Below are 13,890 nucleotides of genomic sequence, written 5' to 3'. Positions count from 1 at the left end.
ACCGCAAGCCCATCCCGAAGTTTCCGGAGAACCGTTTTGAGCGACACCGCCTCCCAGACCCCGGCGCCGGCCATCGTGATCTACACCACCGCGATCTGCCCGTACTGCGTCGCCGCCAAGAACTTCCTCAAGAGCAAGGGCCAGACCTGGAGCGAGGTGCGCATCGACCTGGACCCGGCCGAGCGCGAGAAGATGATCGCCCGCACCCGCCGCACCAGCGTGCCGCAGATCTTCGTCGGCGAGACCCACGTCGGCGGCTACGACGACATGATGGCGCTGCACCGCGCCGGCGGGCTGGAGCCCTTGCTGGCGGGCGCGGCATGAGCGGCGCCGACGAGCAGGCGCAGAAGGACCGCGTCGCCGAATTCACCGCGTTCCGCAAGCGCATGAACGAGCGCATCCTGGCCGAGCCCAACCAGGTCGTGCGGCGCTTCTTCGCCCTCGACACCCAGACCTATCAGGCCGGCGCGCTGGACGTGAAGACCAAGGAACTGCTGGGCCTGGTCGCGTCGCTGGTGCTGCGTTGCGACGACTGCATCAGCTACCACGTCGCCCAGTGCAAGGAAGCCGGGGTCGACCGCGACGAAATGTTCGAGACCTTCTCGGTCGGCCTGGTGGTCGGCGGCTCGATCGTGATCCCGCACCTGCGCCGCGCGGTCGATTTCCTCGACCAGCTCGAAGCCGGCGAATCGGCGGCCCCCGCCGCCCACGACCACGGCTGATCGACCCGAAGCCTCCTGTTGGAGCGGCGCAAGCCGCGACCGCGCCAACGCAACGACGACGAAACTCCAGCGAGCCGGCGCCAAGCCGGTCTCGCGGTTCGGGAAGACGCATGACCCGCGGCTTGCGCCGTGGCCGCGATGGCGCGGTCGCGGCTTGCGCCGCTCCTACAGGGGGCAGCCGCGGCTTTAACCCAATCGGGCGGGATCCGCCGATTCAGGCCATCCGACCTTGGTCCAGTACGCCCGCGAATGCAGGCCGGGGCCGCTTCCGGCATAATTGTGCGGTTAACACCGTTCGATTCGTGCGCCGCGCCTCAGCGGGCGCCCGCCCTACTGCTGGAAGAATTCCCTCATGACGCAAACGATTACGGTCATCCGTGGCGACGGCATCGGCCCGGAGATCATGGACGCCACCCTGCACGTGCTCGACGCGATGAACGTCGGCCTGAGCTACGAGTTCGCCGACGCCGGCCTCGTCGCCCTGGAGAAGCACGGCGAGCTGCTGCCGCAGGCCACGCTGGATTCGATCCGCAAGCACCGCATCGCCCTCAAGAGCCCGCTGACCACCCCGGTCGGCGAGGGCTTCAGCTCGATCAACGTCGAGCTGCGCAAGCGCTTCGACCTGTACGCCAACGTGCGTCCGGCCAAGTCGTTCCCGAACACCAAGTCGCGCTTCCCCTCGGGCGTGGACCTGATCACCGTGCGCGAGAACACCGAAGGCGCGTACATCGGCGAAGGTCAGACCCTGTCGGAAGACGGCGAGACCGCGATGCTGACCCAGAAGATCACCCGCCGCGGCTCCGAGCGCATCGTGCGCTACGCCTTCGACCTGGCCCGCAAGACCGGCCGCAAGAAGGTCACCGTGGTGCACAAGGCCAACATCCTGAAGTCGACGTCGGGCCTGTTCCTGAAGACCGCGCGCGAAGTGGCCCAGCAGTATCCCGACATCCAGTGCAACGAGATGATCGTGGACAACACCTGCATGCAGTTGGTGATGCGTCCGGAGCAGTTCGACATCATCGTCACCACCAACCTGTTCGGCGACATCATCTCCGACCTGTGCGCCGGCCTCGTCGGCGGCCTCGGCCTGGCCCCGGGCGCCAACATCGGCACCGACGCGGCGATCTTCGAAGCCGTGCACGGCTCGGCGCCTGACATCGCCGGCAAGGGCATCGCCAATCCGTGCGCGCTGCTGCTCGGCGCCGCGCAGATGCTCGACCACCTCGGCCAGCCGGAGAAGGCGACCAAGCTGCGCGAAGCCATCATCGCCACGCTCGAAGCCAAGGACTCGCTGACCCCGGACCTGGGCGGCGACGGCAATACGATGTCGTTCGCCAAGGCCATCGCCAGCCGCGCGATCGCGTAAGCGGGCGACAGGCGATCTTGGGACGGGGCGCCGCGCGCGAGTGCGGCGCCCCGTTCGTTTTTGCGGCGTACCGCACGCCCGCGCACGGCGCGGGGCGCTAGGCTCCGGCGGCGAGATCGGGCAGGTCGCCGTCGACTGCCCCGGGGGCCGCACGCATCGATGTCCGCCGGCGCAGGGGCGCGTGGCGGCGGCCCCGCACCCCGGCGGTCAGGTTCGCATCGAGGAATGTCATGAAGATCAGGAAGATGAAGAGCAAGATGCTGGCGCTGTTCGCGGTGGCGCTGATGGGCGCGGCCGGCACGGTCGCGGCGATCCCGGCCCCGGGCACGTGCACCGCCGCCAACCAGGGCCAGCAGGTGCGCGAGTACGCGTCCAACGGCAGCTCGCGGATCTATCTGTGCGACGCCAACATCTGGCAGCTGTACGCCATCTGCGACACCCGCGGCCGCTGCATCGTCGTGATCTGATCCGGTGCGGCCGCGGTCCGGGCGTCGCACCCGGGTCGCCGCGCGGTTCCGACGGGGCGCCTGCGGGCGCCCCGTTGCGTTTGCGCCCGATGCCCAGGCCACCCCGGCTGCCCCTTGTAGGAGCGGCGCGAGCCGCGACCGCGTCGTCGCAACTACGGCGCAAGCCCGATAGCCTCGTCTTTCCACGCCGCGAGACCAGCGAGGCGCCGGCTCGCCAGGGTTTCGCCGCAGCTGTATCGGCGCGGTCGCGGCTTGCGCCGCTCCTACAAACAGCGGCGGCAAGCGCCGGATCGCCCCAGTCAGTATTTATCCCGCCACAGCATTCCATCCCGGGCACTCGACAGGAGTGTGTGCTGCACTGCAAAATCGCACGGTTTTCTAATCCATCTGGATGAAGCGATGAATGAACCGCTGCGTCCGGGCGCGCCGATCGTCCCCAGCGCCCTGGCCCTGACCCCGCTGCTGCTGTTCCTGGCGCTGTTCTTCGGCGCCGGGCTGTACTTCACCGCGCACGGCGACGCGATGGGCTTCTACCAACTGCACGCGCCGGTGGCGATCCTGCCGGCGCTGGCGCTGGCCGCGTTCATCGCCTGGCGGCGCGGGATCAAGCCGCTGGAGACCCTGCTGGAGGGCATGGGCGACCACAACGTGGTGCTGATGTGCCTGATCTTCCTGCTCGCCGGCGGCTTCGTCGAAGTGTCCAAGGCGATCGGCGCGGTCGACGCGATCGTCGCGCTCGGCGTCGGCAACGTGCATCCCGCGCTGTTGCTGCCGGCGCTGTTCGTGGTCGCCGGCTTCATCTCGATGTCGCTGGGCACCTCGATGGGCACCATCGCCGCGGTCGCGCCGATCGCCCTGGGCGTGTCCGACGCGTCCGGCCTGGACCGCGCGCTGGTGCTCGGCGCGGTGATCGGCGGCGCCACCTTCGGCGACAACCTGTCGGTGATCTCCGACACCGCCATCGTCGCCAGCCGCACCCAGGGCTGCACCATGCGCGAGAAGTTCCGCGAGAACCTCAAGCTGGCGCTGCCGGCGGCGCTGGGCACCCTGGTGCTGCTGGGGTTCCTCGGCGAAACCGCGCCGGTGCAGACGCCCGATCCGGTCTCGCCGTGGCTGATCCTGCCGTACCTGATCGTGCTCGGCCTGGCCATCGCCGGGGTCGACGTGATCATCGTGCTGAGCCTGGGGCTGGTGGTGGCCGGCCTGTTCGGGGTGTTCTTCGCCGAGGATTTCGGCTTCGCCGCCTACACCACGCACATTTGGGACGGCTTCGAGAGCATGGTCGAGATCACCCTGCTGTCGCTGCTGGTCGGCGGCCTGGGCGCGCTGATGAAGGCGGCCGGCGGGCTGGCCTGGCTGGCGCAGGTCATCGGCAAGTTCGCCCGCGGCCACCGCAGCCGCCGCGCCGGCGAGGTCAGCATCGCCGCGCTGTCGGCGACCACCGACGTGTTCACCGCCAACAACACGGTGGCGATCCTGATCAGCGGCGGGCTGGCGCGCGACGTGGCGCAACAGCACGGCGTGCCGCCGGCGCGCGCGGCCAGCGTGCTCGACATCTTCGCCTGCGTGACCCAGGGCGTGCTGCCCTATGGCGCGCAGATCCTGCTGGCCGCGTCGCTGAGCAAGGTCTCGCCGCTGCAACTGGTCGGCAACGTGCACTACAGCTGGTTGCTGGGCGCGGTGACGATCGTCGCGATGCTGTGGCCGTCGCGCAAGCTCAAGACCGAAGAGGTCGTGGCGGCGCGGTAAACCGAACCGGCTGTTGTGGGAGGGACTTCAGTCCCGACGCTTTTGCGCCGGATCGCCGCGATCCGAGCGAAGAGCATCGGGACTGAAGTCCCTCCCACAAGAACGAAGCGCTCGGCGCGTCCGGGCCGGGGTCCCTGCCGCAAGCGCGAAAAAGCCCGGCGATGCCGGGCTTTTTCGTTGCGCCATGCCGTCCGCGGCGCTTACTTGCGCTTGCCCGTCGGCGGATCGATCAACAGCGCCTGCCCGGGCTTGAGCACCGCGCCGGCGGCCAGGCCGTTGAGCTTGAGCAGGTCGGCGGCGCGCACGCCGTAGCGTTTGGCGATGGTCCAGGGATTCTCGCCGCGGCCGACGGTGTGCTTGCGCGGCGCGGTCGCCTGGGCGCGCTGCGGCTTGGCCGGACGCGCGAGCGGTTCGACGCGGGCGTCTTCGGCCGAGCCCAGGGTCGTGGGTTCGCCGTCGCGCGCAGCGTGGGCGGCAAGCCTGACCTCGCTCTTGGCCGCATCGCCCGGCTTGGGCGCGGCGGGACCGTTCTTCGCCGGCTCGGCCGGTTTGACCGCCGCCACGGCCTTCGCATCGGCCTTCGCGGTTTCGCCGGGCTTGAGCGCGGCGAGCGGACGGGATTCTTTGTCCGCGCGCTCATCCAGTTTGCTCGGCGCGGCGGCGGTCGCCCGGCCTTCGCTGGGCGGCAGTTCGCCCGAGGCGGTCGCCAGCTCCGGCGCGGCCGCGGCCGGCGCGCCGACCGCGTTCGCGGCCACCGCCAGCAGCGGCGCGCGGCGGCCGCCGGGACGGCCGATGCGGCCGTCGCCGAACGCCGGGTTCAGGCGTTGCAGCCAGGCCACGTCCTGGTCGGTGCGCGCGGCCCATTCGCCGATGCTGTCGACGCCGTCGGGCACGGTCACCGCGGCCAGCCGCGGCACCGGCCGGTCGAGCGCGGACAGCCATTCTTCGCGATCGTCGGCCTGTTCCATCAGGCACGACAGCGCGTGCAGCTTGCGCACATAGGCGGTGGTGATGTCGGACAGGCCGGTCAGCTGGTCGTGGCGGGCGTCGGCGATGTTGACCCCGGCGCGCTTGATCGCGTTGAACACGCGGTACTCGCCGGCGTTGTAGGCCATCACCGCCAGCCGCCAGTCGCCGCCGAACATGCCGTGCAGGGTCTTGAGATAACGCACCGCGGCCTGGGTCGATTCCACCGGCGACAGGCGGCCGTCGTAGCCCTCGCGCATCGGCACGCGGTGGTTGCGCGCGGTGATCGCGATCATCTGCCACAGCCCGGCCGGGCCGGCGGCGCTGCGCGCGCCGGGGCGGTAGCCGCTCTCGACGAAGGGGATCAGCGCGTATTCGGTCGGCAGGTGGTTCTCGCGCAGGGCGTCGACCACGTAGCCGAACAGCGGCAGCAGGTCGTCGTCCTGGGCCGCCAGGCGCCGCGGCGCGTTGGCGAAGTGCTGGCGCCAGCGGGTGCTGACCCCGGGTTCGCAGCTCTGGTCGGCGAGGCCGTCGCGGAAGCTGCGGTAGATCTCGCGGCCGTTGCGGGTCGGGCCGGCCTCCTGCGGCGCGGCGGTCGGCGCTTCGGCCGCGCTGGCGGGCAGCGCCGCCAGCCAGCACAGGCCGGCGGCGAGCGCGGCGAGCAGCCGGCGGCGGCGGGGCGCCGCTCGCGGGCCGACGGCGTCGGCCGGCATCCGGTCCGGCCTTGGGCGGGCCGGCGTGCGGCGATCGCGCGGCCCGCTCACGCGCGAAACCCGTCCTTCCAGCTGCGCAATTCGGCGAAGGTCTCGACCTCGTCGGCGGGCGCGCGGCCCAGGCGCGCGGCCACCGCGGCGACCAGCGCCGGCGCGCGGCTGCGCAGGAACGGGTTGGTCGCGCGTTCCTCGGCGAGGGTGACGGGCAGGGTCGCGAGTCCGGCGTTGCGCATGGCCTGGGCCTGTTCGATGCGGCGCCGCAGCGCCGGGTTGTCGGGGTCGACCACGCGCGCGAAGGCGGCGTTGGACAGGGTGTATTCGTGGCCGCAGCAGACCCGGGTCGGGTCGGGCAGGGCGGCCAGCCGATCCAGCGAGGCCAGCATCTGGGCGGGCGTACCTTCGAACAGGCGGCCACAGCCCAGGCTGAACAAGGTGTCGCCGGTGAACGCCAGCGGGGCGCCGTCCGGGCCGTCGTCGAGCACGTAGGCGACGTGGCTGCGGGTATGACCGGGCACTTCCAGGACGCGCACCGCGTGCCCGGCGGCGTCGAACCGGGCGCCTTCGCCGAGCCGCTGGGTGGCTTCGGCGATGCGTTCGTCCTGCGGCGAATACACCGGGATCTGCGGCCAACGTTCGAGCAACGCCGCGGTTCCGCCGATGTGGTCGTTGTGATGGTGGGTCAGCAGGATCGCCTCCGGGAGCAGGCCATCGGCCGCCGCGGCCAGCACCGGGCCGGGCTCGCCGGGGTCGACGATCAGGGCGCGGCCGTCGTCGCCGGCCAGGACCCAGATGTAGTTGTCGCTGAGGGCGGGCAGGGCGGTCAGCCGCATCGAACCGGATCTCCTGGCGCACGCGCGGCGGGGACGCCGCCGCAGTAGGCTGGGCAGCGCCGGGGCGTGTCGCGCCGGCGCCGCGGTGTTTTTGCTATATCCATCGCTCGGCTCCGGACCCGCCACGGCGGTCCCGGCCCCCTACCGAGACGCGACCATGCCCGCCCTGTCCCACGGACGTCAACCCGACCCCGGTCACGGACCCGGCCCCGCGCCGGGCCAGGGCGCGGCCCTGCGCTGGTTCGGCGAGGTCTCCGGGCACGGCCTGCTGGAGGTCGAATCCGGGGCGATGGCGCGGGTACTAGGCGCCAGTCCGCCGCTGCCCTGGGCCTGGTTCGGGGTCGCCGCGGCGCAGCCGCCGCATGGGCGCGGCGTGGCCCTGCGCCGCAGCGCCGAGGGCTTCGACGGCGCGTTGCGCTGCCGGCTGCCGTTGCCGCTGGCCAGCGAGGCGTTCGGCGCGGTGCTGCTACAGCACGTGTTCGACGACGGCGCCGACCCGCTGCCGCTGCTGGGCGAATGCGCGCGCATCCTCGCCCCGGGCGGGCGGCTGTGGCTGGCCACGCTCAATCCCTGGAGCCCGTACCGGCTGCGCTGGGCGCGCAGCGGCCTGCGCGCGCGCGACGCCGGGCATTGGCAGGCGGCGCTGCGCAGTTCGGGCTTCGCCGCCGATCCGGTCAGCCTGCAATGGCTCGGCCCGCGCTGGCGCGCCGCGCACGGCGAGGCCGGCGGCATCGGCGCCGCCGACGTGTTGCGCGCCGGGCTGGCGTTGAGCCTGACCAAGCGCGTGCACGCGGCGATCCCGCCGACGCGGCTGCAGCAACTGCGCTGGCAGACCGGGCTGGTCCCGCGCGACGCCGCCGCCCAGCGCGGCGCGGCCGCGCGCAAGCGCGAAGACGGCGCGGGCTAAGGGCCGCGCGGTTCGCCTGCACGGCGACGTCCGCCGCCGAGCCGCCCGGCCCGAACCTACCCGGCCCGAACCTGCGTTGTCCGAGCCCGCTTTGTCCGAACCTGCCTTGCCCGAGCCGGCCGCCGCAACGCCCGGCGCCGAAACAGCGATAATGCGTCGCCGTTTTTCATGAGTGACGCTGCGTGAGCCAAACCGACCCGGGCGCCGACAAGATCGTGTCCATCCATACCGACGGCGCCTGCCTCGGCAACCCCGGCCCCGGCGGCTGGGCCGCGCTGATGCGCTACAAGGGCCACGAGCGCGAACTCTCCGGCGGCGAGCCCGACACCACCAACAACCGGATGGAGCTGATGGGCGCGATCATGGCCCTGGAAGCGCTGACCGAGCCTTGCCAGGTGGTGCTGACCACCGACTCGCAGTACGTGCGCAAGGGCATCACCGAGTGGATCGGCAACTGGGCGCGCCGCGGCTGGAAGACCGCCGGCGGCGACCCGGTCAAGAACCGCGACCTGTGGGAACGCCTGCACGCGGCCAGCCAGCGCCATTCGATCGACTGGAAATGGGTCAAGGGGCATTCCGGGCATCCGGAGAACGAGCGCGTGGATACGCTGGCGCGCCTGCAGGCCGAGCGCCTCAGGCCGTATCGGCCGTGAGGCGAGGAGTGAGCGTGGAGAAGTGAGGAGTGAGAAAGAGCGGAAGGCTTGCTTTCGCTCACTCCTCACTTCTCCACGCTCACTCCTCGCTAGAATGTGCGCATGCGTCAAATCATCCTGGATACCGAAACCACCGGCCTGAGCTGGGAGCGCGGCAACCGCGTGGTCGAAATCGGCTGCGTCGAGTTCGTCGAGCGCCGCCCCACCGGCCGCACCTATCACCAATACATCAAGCCCGATTGCGACTTCGAGGCCGGCGCGCAGGAAGTCACCGGCCTGTCGCTGGAGCGGCTGGCGGGCGAGCCGCCGATGGAGCAGGTGGTCGAGGCGTTCCTGGAGTTCATCCGCGGCGCCGAGCTGATCATCCACAACGCGGCCTTCGACGTCGGCTTCCTCAACAACGAGCTGTCGATCTGCGGCGCGCAGTACGGCAAGCTCGCCGACCACGTCACCGGCATCGAAGACTCGCTGCTGATGGCGCGCCAGCGCTTCCCCGGCCAGCGCAATTCGCTCGACGCGCTGTGCAAGCGCCTGGGCGTGGACAACTCGCACCGCCAACTGCACGGCGCGCTGCTCGACGCCCAGATCCTGGGCGAGGTCTACATCGCGCTGACCTCGGGCCAGGAGGAGATCGGCTTCGGCGATCCGGCCGCGACGGCGGCGCAGGAAGGGCCGGTCAGCGTGCGGGTCGACCTGAGCGCGCCGCGTCCGCGCGTGGTGGTGCCGGCGGCGGAACTGGCCGCGCATCAGGCGCGGCTGGAGAAGCTGCGCAAGAAGGCCGGCAAGTGCGTCTGGGACCTGATCGATCCGCCGGTGGCGGCGGCCGCCGAGGCTTGAGTCCGGCGATCTGAGACAAGAGCATCGGGCCTGAAGGCCCTCCCACGAGAGCGGTCGCAACCGGCCGCTCTCGTGGGAGGGCCTCTTTGCGTGCGGGGCCTTGTCGCTCTTGTGGGAGGGCCTTCAGGCCCGATGCCTTTCGCTCCGGTCGCGGCATGGCCCGGCTCGCGCCGGCGCCCATGGCCGCGCGGTCGCGGCTTGGGCCGCTCCTACAGGCAGCGCATGCGGGCGGCCGCGCAACTCAGTGGCTGCGCACCAGCACCACGGTGATGTTGTCCGAGCCGCCGCCGTCCAGCGCCGCGGCCACCAGCGAGTCCACGCATTCCTGCGCGCTGCAGTCGTTGTGCGCCAGCACCCGCGCGATCGCGCGGTCGTCGACTTCCTCGGTCAGGCCGTCGCTGCACAGCAGCAGCTGCATGCCCGGACGCAGTTCGCCGGTCATGGTCTCGACGTTGAGGTTGCGCGGGTCGGTCACGCCCAGGGCCTGGGTCACCACGCTGCGGTGCGGGTGGCTGCGCGCCTGCTCGTGGGTGATCACGCCGTTGGCGATCAGCTCCTGCACGTAGCTGTGGTCCTGCGAGAGCTGGGCCAGGTGGCCGTCGCGCCACAGGTAGACCCGGCTGTCGCCGACCCAGGCGACCTCGAAGCGGTTGCCGTTGATGCGCGCGGCGACCACGGTGGTGCCCATCGGCAGGGTGTCGTTGCGCCGGCGCGAGGTGCGGATGATCTCCTCGTCGGCGATCCGGATCGCCTGGGCCAGCGCCGAGCCGCCGCGCACTTCGCGCACGATCACCTCGCGCGCCAGCGCGCTGGCGACCTCGCCGTACTCGTGCCCGCCCATGCCGTCGGCGACCAGCCACAAGCCCAGCTCGCTGTCGCCGTAATAGGTGTCTTCGTTGAGTTCGCGGCGCAGGCCGACGTGCGTGAGGTGTCCGAATTCGATCATCTGCCGGTCATGCCATTCGCGTCGTCGGGATCGCCACTGAAGGTGTATACGGAATCATCGCGAGCGAGCGGCCTAGTGGCAAGGAAAGCGTGATCCCTGCTGCGCTTCATGCATGAGCGCGGATGAAGGCGGCGTGTGCGCTGCGGCCGCTTCGCGCGCGCCGCGCGTCGCAGCCGCCGCAGCGAGATTCGCCTGTCGCGGCAAAACCGGCGATGAAGCGGCGCGCCGGCGCGGCGTCCTGCCGGGCTCCGCGGCGGCGATGTCGGGCGCGGCGGTGGGCGTGGCGCATGGACGAGGACCGAAGACGGAAGGGCGGCGCGCAGGACGCCGGAAAACGAAACGGGCCCGCGAGGGGCCCGTTGCGTCTGTATCTGGCGGAGAGGGGGGGATTCGAACCCCCGGTACGCTATAAACGTACGCCTGATTTCGAGTCAGGTACAATCAACCGCTCTGCCACCTCTCCGGGTGCAGTCGAGCCGCGTATGTTACGGGTTGCCGCGCGCGGGAGCAAGCGGCGCGTGCGCTCAAGCGCCCGTGCGTGCGCGCATCCGCCCCGGCGCCGCCGGCAAAGCCGCCGCGCCGGCGCGGGGCTACACTAGCGGCCCCTCACGTTATCGAGACGGTCGCGCCCATGTCCGAAATCCTGGTCCCGGTGTCCTTCGGCGAACTGCTGGACAAGATCGCCATCCTGCAGATCAAGTCCGAGCGCATGAGCGACGAGGCCAAGCTGGCCAACGTGCGCGCCGAACTGACCGCGCTGGAGCGCACCTGGATGGCGCATCCGGCCGCCGGCAACGACATCGTGCGCCTGCGCGCCGAGCTCAAGGCGGTCAACGAGCGGCTGTGGGTGATCGAGGACGACATCCGGGTCAAGGAAAAGCGCCAGGAGTTCGATGCCGAGTTCATCCGCCTGGCGCGTTCGGTCTACGTCGAGAACGACGTGCGCGCGCGGGTCAAGAAGGAGATCAACCTGGCGCTGGGTTCGACCTACGTGGAAGAGAAGTCCTACCAGGACTACGGCACCGGGCCGGTCTGAGCCGGTTCGCCGCGATGGCGCCGGCCGCCGCATCCGGGATCAGGCCGGCCCGACGCTAGCGGATTCGGCCCGGGTCTGCTCTCGCGGCGGCTCCGGGGCCGCCGTCAGCCGCGCGCCGCCAGCTGCGCGCGCACGTCCATCAGCGCGAATCCGAGCAGGTTGAGGCCGCGCCAGCGCTCCGGCCGGGTCGCGTCGGCGTGGTCGGCGGCCAGGCCGATGCCCCACACCGCATCGACCGGGCTGGCTTCGACCAGCACCTGTTCGCCGGTGGCCAGCAGGAACTCGCCCAGCGCCGGGTCCTGCCCGAACTTGGCGAGATTGCCGGCGACCACCAGCGGGTAGCGATGCGCGACCCAGCGCGCCTCGTCGAACCCGGCGATCTTGCGCCCCAGGGCCTTGGCCGCCGCCGGATCGGCGTCGGCGAGGATGCGCGCGGCGCTGGCCTGGTCGCCGAACAAGCGCGCCTTGCCCGCCATCATCCAATGCTCGGCGGTGGCGTAACGCTCGCCGTCGATCTCGAACGCGGCCGGGTACCACTGGCTGAAGCAACTCTTGCCGACCTGCCCGGGCCGGGCGCGGTGGCCCCAGAAGCACAGGTAGTCGAAGTGCGCGCCGCCGCGCACGGCGGCGACGAGCGGGTCGAGCGAAAGCGGGAGCATGGGCGGCGATTCCTTTCGATGGCGATTCGATGGTGCGATTGCGGGGGTGCGATTGCAGGGGTGCGATTGCGGCGGTGCGATTGCGGCGGTGCGGGCGGGCCGTCGGCTCAGCGTCCCGGGTGATCGGCGCGGTAGCGTTCGAACGCGGCGATGCCGTCTTCGACCGCGATCAGGTCCATGACCCCGTCATGCTCGATCTTGGTCCCCCAGGCGATCTGCGCGGCCGGCTTGCCCAGGTATTTGCGCGCGGCGTCGTCGTAGCGATCGGCGCAATAGCGTAGGTCGCTGTACGGCCCGCTGCGCGCCGGGTTGCTGGCCGCGTGCAGGCCCAGCACCTTGGTGCCCATGGCGTTGGCGATGTGCATCGGGCCGGAGTCCGGTGTCATCAGCAATTGGCCGCGTTCGAGCAGCGCCGGCAGTTGCTTGAGCGTGTCCTTGCCGACCAGGTCCAGCGCGGAATGGGTCATCGCCGCGACGATGGCGTCGGTGGTGTCGCGCTCGAGTTGGCTGCGGCCGCCGCACATCACCACCCGCCAGCCGAGCCCGGCGGCGTGGTCGGCGACCGCGGCGTAGCGCTCGGGGCGCCAGTTGCGCAGGGTGTGGCTGGAGCACGGCGAGATCAGCAGGGTCGGGGCGCCGTCGTCGGGCCATTGCGCCCGCGCCCATTCGCGGGCGGCGTCCGGTACCGGCAGGTCCCACACCACTTCGGTCTGGCGCAGGCCCAGCGGTTCGCAGAAGCTGCCGATCGCGTCGAGCACGTGGATGCCGGGGCGGTCGGGGATGCGCTCGTTGACGAACAGGCCGTGCAGGTCCTTGGAGCGCGAGCGGTCGTAGCCGATCCGCCGCGTCGCCGGCACGAACGCCGACAGCAGGTTGGCGCGCGCGGCCACCTGCATCTGCAGCAGCGCGTCGAAGCGCCCGCCGGGCAGGCCGCGCTCGCGCAGGCCGCGGCGCAGCGCGCGCATGCCGGCCCAGCCGCTTTTCTTGTCGTACTCGATGAAGTCCACGCCTTCCAGGCCTTCGAGCAGGCGGCGTTCGCCCTTGCCGATGATCCAGGCGATCGACGCCTGCGGCCGGGCCTTGCGCAGGGTGCGCACCAGCGGGACCACGTGGGTGACGTCGCCCAGCGCCGACAGGCGCAGCAGGCACAGCGCGGGGGCGGGGGGCAAAGTCGATGAGGACGGGGTCGATTGGTTCACGTGACTTGTTAGACTCGGACGGATGACGGGTTATGACGCCGCCGAGGGACTGACGCCGTACCGCGACGACAGCGGCTACGGAGCGATTCTGTTCGACCGCGCACGGGTGCAGCAAGCCGCGCCGGAATGGTTCGTGCCCGGACACTGGGGCGCGCAGGCGCGGCCGGTGGACAGCGGCGGCCGCGGCGGGGCCTGGTTCGTCGACGCGCCGTTCGGCCGCGCGGTGCTGCGCCGCTACCTGCGCGGCGGCCTGGTCGCGCGCTTCAACCGCGATCGCTACGGCTGGCGCGGCGGCGACCGCACCCGCAGCTTCGCCGAATTCCGCCTGACCCGCGAGGCCGCCCGTCGCGGCCTGCCGGTGCCGGCGCCGATCGCCGCGCTGTACCGGCGCGAGGGCCTGCAGTACCGCGCCGCGATCCTGGTCGCGCGGCTCGACGACGTGCGCTCGCTGGCCGACCGCGCCGCGGTCGCCGGCGACGGCGCGCCGTGGGAGGAGACCGGCCGGCTGGTCGCCCGCTGCCACCGCGCCGGGCTCGACCATGCCGACCTCAACGCCACCAACCTGCTGTTCGACGCCGCCGGCCGCGGCTGGGTGATCGACCTGGACCGCGGCCAGTTCCGCATTCCCGCGACCGGCTGGCGCGAGCGCAACCTCGCCCGGCTCAAGCGTTCGCTGCTGAAACTGCGCGGGCCGCGGCCGCCGGCCGAGGTCGAACGCGATTTCGCCCGATTGCGCGCGGCCTATGACCGCGCCTGGGAACGTGGTTACTGATTAGGCGTCGCCGCCATGGCGCGGCGGCACAATCAAGAAGAACCGGCGCGCGCCGGGCGATCGGATGC

Annotated in this window: 18 protein-coding genes and 1 tRNA gene; 11 read left to right on the top strand and 8 right to left on the bottom strand. The window is 71.5% G+C overall.

Annotation, left to right across the window (positions count from 1 at the left end):
- Positions 1-36: 36 nt before the first annotated feature.
- From grxC to JHW41_RS16860, 5 genes are all read left to right on the top strand, one after another.
- Positions 37-324 carry a glutaredoxin 3 gene (grxC, locus tag JHW41_RS16880; protein ID WP_057946947.1) on the top strand — a complete coding sequence of 96 codons (288 nt, stop codon included), beginning with the start codon at positions 37-39 and terminating at the stop codon, positions 322-324.
- The gene (locus tag JHW41_RS16875) at positions 321-722 is read left to right on the top strand and encodes a carboxymuconolactone decarboxylase family protein (RefSeq protein WP_057946948.1); all 402 of its coding nucleotides are present in this window, start codon (positions 321-323) and stop codon (positions 720-722) included. Before grxC ends, JHW41_RS16875 begins: the two co-directional genes overlap by 4 nt.
- A gap of 352 nt (positions 723-1,074) precedes the next feature.
- Positions 1,075-2,088 carry an isocitrate dehydrogenase gene (locus tag JHW41_RS16870; RefSeq protein WP_250443662.1) on the top strand — a complete coding sequence of 338 codons (1,014 nt, stop codon included), beginning with the start codon at positions 1,075-1,077 and terminating at the stop codon, positions 2,086-2,088.
- A gap of 230 nt (positions 2,089-2,318) precedes the next feature.
- The gene (locus tag JHW41_RS16865; protein WP_057946950.1) at positions 2,319-2,555 is read left to right on the top strand and encodes a hypothetical protein; all 237 of its coding nucleotides are present in this window, start codon (positions 2,319-2,321) and stop codon (positions 2,553-2,555) included.
- A gap of 399 nt (positions 2,556-2,954) precedes the next feature.
- The gene (locus JHW41_RS16860; RefSeq protein ID WP_250443659.1) at positions 2,955-4,304 is read left to right on the top strand and encodes a Na+/H+ antiporter NhaC family protein; all 1,350 of its coding nucleotides are present in this window, start codon (positions 2,955-2,957) and stop codon (positions 4,302-4,304) included.
- Here the strand turns inward: JHW41_RS16860 and JHW41_RS27220 are convergent.
- Positions 4,214-4,402, bottom strand: coding sequence for a DUF6053 domain-containing protein (locus tag JHW41_RS27220; RefSeq protein ID WP_428995387.1), 189 nt, complete (start codon positions 4,400-4,402; stop codon positions 4,214-4,216). The two genes, JHW41_RS16860 and JHW41_RS27220, sit on opposite strands and share 91 nt — an antisense overlap.
- Here JHW41_RS27220 and JHW41_RS27215 point away from each other — a divergent pair.
- Positions 4,320-4,616, top strand: coding sequence for a DUF6053 domain-containing protein (locus JHW41_RS27215; RefSeq protein ID WP_428995386.1), 297 nt, complete (start codon positions 4,320-4,322; stop codon positions 4,614-4,616). The genes JHW41_RS27220 and JHW41_RS27215 overlap by 83 nt on opposite strands.
- Here the strand turns inward: JHW41_RS27215 and JHW41_RS27210 are convergent.
- Together JHW41_RS27210 and gloB are read right to left on the bottom strand one after the other, a co-directional pair.
- Entirely contained in the window at positions 4,505-5,983 is a 1,479-nt protein-coding gene (locus tag JHW41_RS27210; RefSeq protein ID WP_428995385.1) for a transglycosylase SLT domain-containing protein, read from the bottom strand. The two genes, JHW41_RS27215 and JHW41_RS27210, sit on opposite strands and share 112 nt — an antisense overlap.
- 47 nt (positions 5,984-6,030) lie before the next feature.
- Positions 6,031-6,813, bottom strand: coding sequence for a hydroxyacylglutathione hydrolase (gene gloB / locus JHW41_RS16845; protein WP_250443656.1), 783 nt, complete (start codon positions 6,811-6,813; stop codon positions 6,031-6,033).
- Positions 6,814-6,970: 157 nt separating this feature from the next.
- On the opposite strand from gloB, the gene JHW41_RS16840 reads away from it, so the two are divergent.
- From JHW41_RS16840 to dnaQ, 3 genes are all read left to right on the top strand, one after another.
- Complete coding sequence (locus tag JHW41_RS16840) at positions 6,971-7,720, top strand: methyltransferase domain-containing protein (protein ID WP_057946954.1); 750 nt, start codon at positions 6,971-6,973, stop codon at positions 7,718-7,720.
- A gap of 182 nt (positions 7,721-7,902) precedes the next feature.
- On the top strand, positions 7,903-8,373 hold the full coding sequence (rnhA, locus tag JHW41_RS16835) for a ribonuclease HI (protein WP_078996438.1): 471 nt from the start codon (positions 7,903-7,905) through the stop codon (positions 8,371-8,373).
- Between the two features lie 102 nt (positions 8,374-8,475).
- The gene (gene dnaQ, locus JHW41_RS16830; RefSeq protein ID WP_250443652.1) at positions 8,476-9,210 is read left to right on the top strand and encodes a DNA polymerase III subunit epsilon; all 735 of its coding nucleotides are present in this window, start codon (positions 8,476-8,478) and stop codon (positions 9,208-9,210) included.
- Here dnaQ and JHW41_RS27205 read toward each other — a convergent pair.
- The 3 genes from JHW41_RS27205 to JHW41_RS16820 all read right to left on the bottom strand — a co-directional run bounded on the left by JHW41_RS27205 (position 9,120) and on the right by JHW41_RS16820 (position 10,619).
- Positions 9,120-9,344: a hypothetical protein gene (locus tag JHW41_RS27205; protein ID WP_428995560.1), complete on the bottom strand. Its 225-nt coding sequence runs from the start codon at positions 9,342-9,344 to the stop codon at positions 9,120-9,122. The genes dnaQ and JHW41_RS27205 overlap by 91 nt on opposite strands.
- Positions 9,345-9,451: 107 nt before the next feature.
- Positions 9,452-10,156 carry a PP2C family protein-serine/threonine phosphatase gene (locus JHW41_RS16825; RefSeq protein ID WP_057946956.1) on the bottom strand — a complete coding sequence of 235 codons (705 nt, stop codon included), beginning with the start codon at positions 10,154-10,156 and terminating at the stop codon, positions 9,452-9,454.
- Between the two features lie 372 nt (positions 10,157-10,528).
- Positions 10,529-10,619: transfer RNA gene (locus JHW41_RS16820), tRNA-Ser, on the bottom strand.
- Positions 10,620-10,787: 168 nt separating this feature from the next.
- Here JHW41_RS16820 and JHW41_RS16815 point away from each other — a divergent pair.
- Positions 10,788-11,192, top strand: a complete 405-nt coding sequence (locus JHW41_RS16815) for a DUF6165 family protein (protein WP_057946957.1) — start codon at positions 10,788-10,790, stop codon at positions 11,190-11,192.
- A gap of 104 nt (positions 11,193-11,296) precedes the next feature.
- On the opposite strand, the gene JHW41_RS16810 is transcribed toward JHW41_RS16815, so the two are convergent.
- Complete coding sequence (locus JHW41_RS16810) at positions 11,297-11,851, bottom strand: NADAR family protein (protein WP_250443646.1); 555 nt, start codon at positions 11,849-11,851, stop codon at positions 11,297-11,299.
- A gap of 107 nt (positions 11,852-11,958) precedes the next feature.
- A complete protein-coding gene (locus JHW41_RS16805) occupies positions 11,959-13,020 on the bottom strand; it encodes a glycosyltransferase family 9 protein (RefSeq protein ID WP_250443642.1) in 1,062 nt (353 codons plus the stop codon).
- Positions 13,021-13,072: 52 nt separating this feature from the next.
- On the opposite strand from JHW41_RS16805, the gene JHW41_RS16800 reads away from it, so the two are divergent.
- Positions 13,073-13,822: a 3-deoxy-D-manno-octulosonic acid kinase gene (locus tag JHW41_RS16800; RefSeq protein ID WP_250443634.1), complete on the top strand. Its 750-nt coding sequence runs from the start codon at positions 13,073-13,075 to the stop codon at positions 13,820-13,822.
- Positions 13,823-13,890: the final 68 nt, after the last annotated feature.

The organism is Lysobacter enzymogenes, from assembly GCF_023617245.1.
GTDB classification, from domain to species: Bacteria; Pseudomonadota; Gammaproteobacteria; order Xanthomonadales; family Xanthomonadaceae; genus Lysobacter; species Lysobacter yananisis.
Note: the sequence above shows the minus strand (reverse complement) of the source record. Positions and strands in the feature narration are given on the sequence as shown.